At 42.3% G+C, this 5,986-nt stretch carries 4 protein-coding genes; 2 read left to right on the top strand and 2 right to left on the bottom strand.

Going from position 1 to position 5,986, the window contains the following annotated elements:
• Positions 1–538: 538 nt before the first annotated feature.
• Positions 539–1,273 (bottom strand): hydroxyacylglutathione hydrolase, encoded by a 735-nt coding sequence (gene gloB / locus FTV08_RS15675; RefSeq protein WP_071852234.1) that lies wholly within the window; start codon positions 1,271–1,273, stop codon positions 539–541.
• Between the two features lie 117 nt (positions 1,274–1,390).
• On the bottom strand, positions 1,391–1,978 hold the full coding sequence (locus FTV08_RS15680; RefSeq protein ID WP_071852233.1) for a flavin reductase family protein: 588 nt from the start codon (positions 1,976–1,978) through the stop codon (positions 1,391–1,393).
• Positions 1,979–2,097: 119 nt separating this feature from the next.
• Between FTV08_RS15680 and FTV08_RS15685 the strand changes: the two genes are divergently transcribed.
• Together FTV08_RS15685 and FTV08_RS15690 are read left to right on the top strand one after the other, a co-directional pair.
• Entirely contained in the window at positions 2,098–2,919 is an 822-nt protein-coding gene (locus FTV08_RS15685; protein WP_071852232.1) for a PhzF family phenazine biosynthesis protein, read from the top strand.
• 143 nt (positions 2,920–3,062) lie between these two features.
• Positions 3,063–5,834: a pitrilysin family protein gene (locus FTV08_RS15690; RefSeq protein ID WP_180087641.1), complete on the top strand. Its 2,772-nt coding sequence runs from the start codon at positions 3,063–3,065 to the stop codon at positions 5,832–5,834.
• Positions 5,835–5,986 lie beyond the last annotated feature (152 nt).

The following is a 5,986-nucleotide window of genomic DNA, read 5'->3' on the forward strand; positions in this document are numbered from 1 at the left end:
GAAGTTCATGCGCGTGTGGCAGTTCTGAATAGATTTACGGAATTAGGTAGACCTCACACCCAAGTTGTCACTTAAATTTGAATGGATTGGGGAAAACTCAGCTTTTGAATGTTTATGCAACAAAGCCGAATTAACATAATACACGTTATCCGAAATTCTATTTTTTATTATATATAAATCATATCTTTATAGTTTTTTAAAAGCCCAATTCAAGTAAATTGGGCTTTTTAAATAATTTATTAGGTTCCATGTTGATTATTTAAGCAATGTTCCGTGAATTTATTTAATTTTAATAAACATCATCCTATTTTTTGTGAGTCATTATTTCATATGTTAGAACTGAAATCGGTTCCTAAAAAATAGGGGACGTGGTTGATTATAAGAAAGGAAAAATGGCACAGAAAGACATTTTTTAGATGGAGGTTCAACTTACTCCGACTTGTGTAAAAGTTGTACGTGCCTTTCAATGACATTCTATGCATCGCAAATGAAAAAAAAGTGAGTCGGCTGAAGATTGATCTTCAGCTTTGAATCCCGTTTAAAACTGATCTTTGAGAGTTCTTAAGCGCTGGAATTCTTCCACGCTTTCTGCACGTAGAAAAGGATTGGTTTGCAATTCATCTTCAATACTACTTGGCAGCGTGCACTGGCCTACCATACGCAAACGCTCAATCTGCTCGAAGCGTTCCAGAATCGCTGGATTGTCTGGTTCGACATGCTTGGCAAACTGGGCATTCGATAAGGTGTATTCATGGGTGCAATAGACTTGGGTGCGCGGTGGCAAGGCGGCCAGACGGGACAGAGAATGATACATCTGTGAATAGGTGCCTTCAAAAACCCGGCCACAGCCCATGGCAAATAAGGTATCACCGCAGAAAAGCACATCAATAGCATCAATAAAATACACAATATGGCCGAGGGTATGCCCGGGTACAGCAATCACCTGGATATCTATTCCATGAAAATTAAAATGTTCTTCATGCCCAAGCGGATGGGTGATAAACGGAATTTTGCTTAATTCTGCCCGTGGTCCATACACGGGCAGATTTTTTCCCTGGATCAGTCCCGGCACACCGCCAATATGATCTTTATGCCAGTGAGTCAGCCAGATTTGACTTACGGTTAAACCGTGCTCGGTACAATAGTCATGTACCAATTCTGCTTCGGTTGGATCAATCACGGCCACCTGATGCGACGCGGTATGTTCAAGCAACCAGATATAATTTTGCAGTGAATTCTGGACATCAATACAGTGAATTTTAAAAGGCATCATAGCGCATCAGACCAAATGAAGATTAAGGATAAAGTAGCATAATTTCGGGTGTTCTGGGGCTTGTCGATATCATCTGATCATCCGCGATTATTTTCATTTATCCTAAATTTGAAAAATTTATGATTCCGGATCATCAAGGCTTACAGCATTGCCGATGGTATAAAAATGCCCGCCGGCTACATGATGAATACTTTTCCATTCTTCATCCACTTCATGATAATGCCAGTGGCCGTCGCGGAAGACCCGATCATCGGCATAGGCTGCAATCACCTTGCCTATAAACAGGTCATGCATTTGCTGGTTATGCGGCTCAGAAATCAGCTCGCAGAGTATCCAGGCCGCACAACCTTGTACTAGAGGAATATCAGAACCAGAAAAATGAAATAGTTCTACTCCTGATTGTGCCAGTTTGTCCGGCACATCATGCAGGCTCTGCGTACCCAGACGATAGACCATATTCAGTTGTTTCAATGTTGGAATTTGCAGCGCGAAATAACCTGAATTTTCAATAATATTTCGGGTTTTGGTGCTTTTATCCAGAACCACAGTCACTTTTGCGGGGCTGAATTCCAATGCGCATGCCCAGGCTGCTGCCATAACATCTGTATCCTGCTGATCTTGAGCAGATACCAGTACAGTAGGGCCATGGGTAATCAGACGATAAGCTTTTTCTAAGGGAACGCTTTGAATATGGGAGTTTGTCATGCCGCACCATTTACGATATTTATTTAACAGGCTAGATTAATGAGATCATTAACATATTCAAGTTCATTCTTGCAAAAAAGCTTTTAAACTAGAGATCGTTATATTCAGGAATTCAAAAAATGAAAATGTACCAGGTCGATGCGTTTACCGCGGAACTGTTTAAAGGCAATCCCGCAGCCGTGATTGTGCTGGAGGACTGGCTCGAAGATGGTCTGATGCAAAATATCGCCTTGGAAAATAATCTGTCTGAAACAGCTTTTGTTAAAGTTATCGATAGTGATAATTATGCGATCCGCTGGTTTACGCCAACCAAGGAAGTGGATTTTTGTGGTCATGCGACATTGGCCAGCAGCTTTGTACTATTCAATCAATTTGATACGGGGAAAACGATTCATTTTCATGTAAAAGATTTGGGAATTTTTGTGGTCAGCCAGGATGCGGATGGCAAGATCAGAATGAACTTTCCAATCCGTCGTGCAGAGCCAGTTGCTGAATATCCTGAGGCCTTAAGACAGGCTTTGAATAAACCGTTTAAACAGGTTTATCTGAACGCGCAGGGCTATATTGTTGAATATGAATCGGTACAGGATGTGCTGGATGAAATGCCTGATTTTGAACTGTTAAAACAGTTGAATGGCAAGCGTACAGCCATTACTGCTCAGAATACCTATTTAGACGTCGCGATCACTTCACAAGATACCCAATACGATTGTATTTCACGTTATTTTGCACCGAGTAATGGAATCAATGAAGATCCGGTAACAGGTTCAATTCACACCGGAATTGCACCGCTGTGGGCCGAAAAACTGGGTAAAAATGAACTGGTCGCCTATCAGGCATCAGCGCGTGGTGGGGTGCTATATTGTGCCTTGCAAGATCAGGATCGAATTGAAATTTCCGGTTATGGAAAATTATATATGCAAGCTGAAATTTATCTTTAATTTTTTAATTACATAGAACTACATGTCGTCAGGTGAGGCGGCATGTTATTTTGATGGTCCGGCTTGGAATAGATTATTCAGAAAAAGAATCATTCTCTAAGATGGGCGCGAATAAAAATTTATATTTATAATTTGGATGAAGAATGTTGCTACGTTATAAAAATTTAAGTCTGGCTATTATATTGTCTGGCTGTAGTGTACTAAGTTTTGCACAGCCTGTTTTGGTGAAAACGGAACAGAATATTGAAGAATACCGACTGGATAATGGACTGCGCATTATCCTGGCACCGAATGATAAAGAAAATAAAGTTTTTATGAATACGGTCTATCTGACCGGCTCCCTGAATGATCCTCAAGGCAAGGGCGGTCTGGCGCATCTGCTGGAACATTTGGCCTTTAAAGGCACAGAAAATGTCAAAGGGGATGAATTCCAGCGTCGACTGGATCAATATACCTTGATGACCAATGCCAGTACCGACTATTACTCAACCAAATATACTAATGTGATCCGTCCTGAAAAAATTGCGCTGAGTGAAGTCATTTTTCTCGAAGCCGAACGCATGGACAAGCTGGTGCTTCAGGAAAAATATGTACCGACTGAAATTGATATTGTAAAACGCGAGCGTGAAATTCGTCTGGATCAGCCATTTTCAGTATTGATCGATCAGGTGTTTAAATCTGCTTATGGCAATCAGTATTTAGGCCGTTTGCCAATTGGTGACCTAAATGAGCTGCAATCCATCAATATGCAGGAGCTGAACCGTTTTTACCGTCAATGGTATGCACCGAATAATGCCTTTATGGTGATTTCAGGCAAGTTTGACAAGGCCGAGGTGTTAAAACAGCTGGATACGCATTTCAGTCCGATTCAGTCTCGAAGTGTACCGGCGCAAGTGAAAGTGCCGGCGCTTAAACCCGAGCAGATCAAACAGCGTGAATTTACAGTAAAGAAAGGCAGTGATCTGGCCAAGTTTAATATTTATTTAAACCAATCAGAAGAAAACATTAAAACGGCTTTGGCTGTTTCGCCAACGCTCTATACTTTGCAGCCAAGTGGACATCTCTATCAGAATATGGTGGAAACTGGAAAGTCAACTGCGGTGCAATCTAGTACCTGGCTGGATAAAGACTTTAATCTGGTGTTTATGGGAGCAATCTACGCACCGAATCATCAGGCACAAGCGATAGAACAGGGACTGATTCAAGGTGTAGAACAGAGCCAGCCATTTACCGAAGCAGAATTAAACCGGGCTAAAAATCTGACCCGGAATCAGGCTGACAATATTAAAAATAGTGCGACTGCTTTGGGTTCACGTTTAAGTGATTATGCTGTGGCATATTCGGGTGACTGGAGTCAGTATTTTAAAGATCTGAACGCGATTCAAAACCTGAATGTCAATCAGGTCAATCAGGTCTATAAGAGTTTTTTAAAACCTGAATATCGTATTTCTGGCAATATTTTACCGACCCCGGAAGATCAGAAAAAAGCGCAGGAACTGACACAAACAGAAGCCCCGGCAAAAACTCTGGATCAACAGGCTGAAGCAGAAGAGCCTCTGAAAGATGTCAGTGTTTATCAGGCTGAAGTGAAGCAATATGTACAGGAATCCAAGCAATATCTGTATAGCAAGGATCAGCAGATTCAGCGTGGCAAGTTGAAAAATGGCATTAAATACGCGCTGTTTCCGACCACTACACGCGATGACAAGGTCTATGCCACAATTTCTCTAGATTTTGGTACCGCTCAAAGCCTGATGAATAAAGGCGAGATTCTGGATCTGACCGCTTATTTAATGTTGCGCTCATCGAAAACCCAAAGCTTGCAGCAGATTGCCGATAAAATTATTGAAGTAGGCGGTTCGGCGACTGCCAGTGCATCCGGCAATGGCCTGACCTTGCAGATCAGCGCCAAAAAAGAAAAGTTTGAAGAGTTTTTCCAGTATGTGGTTGATGTACTGAAAACGCCGGCATTTGAGCAAAGCCAGTTTGACTTGATCAAGAGTCAAACTTTATCCAGTCTGGATCGTCCTTATACTGAACCAGATACGGTGTCGAGCTTGACGATGGCCCGAACGATCGAGATCTATCAGCCTGGCGATCTGCGTTTCCATTTCGAGCCGGAACTGGCCAAAAAACAGTATCAGAAAGCGACTCGCGAACAGGTTATGGCACTGTATCAGCAGTTTTTAAAAACCCAGCATGCACAAATCGCGGTCACAGGTGAGTTTAATCCAAAATCGATGCAAAAAACGCTGAAAAACAGTTTCTCAGACTGGAAAGCTACACAGCCTTATGAGCGTCTGAAATCGGAATATCGAAGCTATCCAGCCCAGAAAATTCATGCGTTGTCTGAGCAGCGTGAATTCGGGAGTTATGAGGCATTCATGAGCATGCCGGTCGGCGCAGATCATGCCGATGCACCTGCATTACAGGTATTTCGATATATTCTGGGTGATTCACAGTTATCGTCACGACTGGCACAAGAGCTACGCGAGAAAAATGCCCTAGTCTATGGTTTTAGTGCAGATGTGCAACTCGATGAATGGGCAGATGTGGGCGCCATGATGATTAGTGCCAATTATACGGCTGGAAAATCCGCACAGGTTTCTCAGGCAGTGCATAAGGTACTCAATGAACTGCTGACACGTGGCGTGACTGAACAGGAAGTCGAAGCGGCAAAAGCCAGTATCTTGAAACAGCGTTTAACTGCACTCGAAGATGATCGCCGTATTCACACTATGTTGATTCCACAGCTGGAAAAAGACCGTAATCTGGTTTACCGGGAAAAACGTGATCAGGCGATTGCTCAACTGAGCAAAGCCGATATTGATGCCATGATCAAAAAATACATCAAGCCGGACCAGCTGGTGGAAGTGATGGCTGATCAGTACGGTAAGCAAGTTAAAACATCATAGTGTTGATAAAAAATCCCCTCAAGTGAGGTAATGCCAGTCAGTTAAGAAATTGACTGGCATTTTCTTGGATATTTTTGTGCTTTAATTTTCACTACTCGCGGACATTGCCTTTGCCTTTTTTCAGGTAATACAAATATTTTAGATTGTTCAAA

Source organism: Acinetobacter sp. YH12226, from assembly GCF_013417805.1.
GTDB lineage: Bacteria > Pseudomonadota > Gammaproteobacteria > Pseudomonadales > Moraxellaceae > Acinetobacter.

Coding starts and splice junctions, on each gene's coding strand:
- FTV08_RS15680 (WP_071852233.1), bottom strand. CDS start 1,978: ATGACAAACTCCCATATTCAAAGCGTTCCCTTAGAAAAAGCTTATCGT.
- FTV08_RS15685 (WP_071852232.1), top strand. CDS start 2,098: ATGAAAATGTACCAGGTCGATGCGTTTACCGCGGAACTGTTTAAAGGC.
- gloB (WP_071852234.1), bottom strand. CDS start 1,273: ATGATGCCTTTTAAAATTCACTGTATTGATGTCCAGAATTCACTGCAA.
- FTV08_RS15690 (WP_180087641.1), top strand. CDS start 3,063: ATGTTGCTACGTTATAAAAATTTAAGTCTGGCTATTATATTGTCTGGC.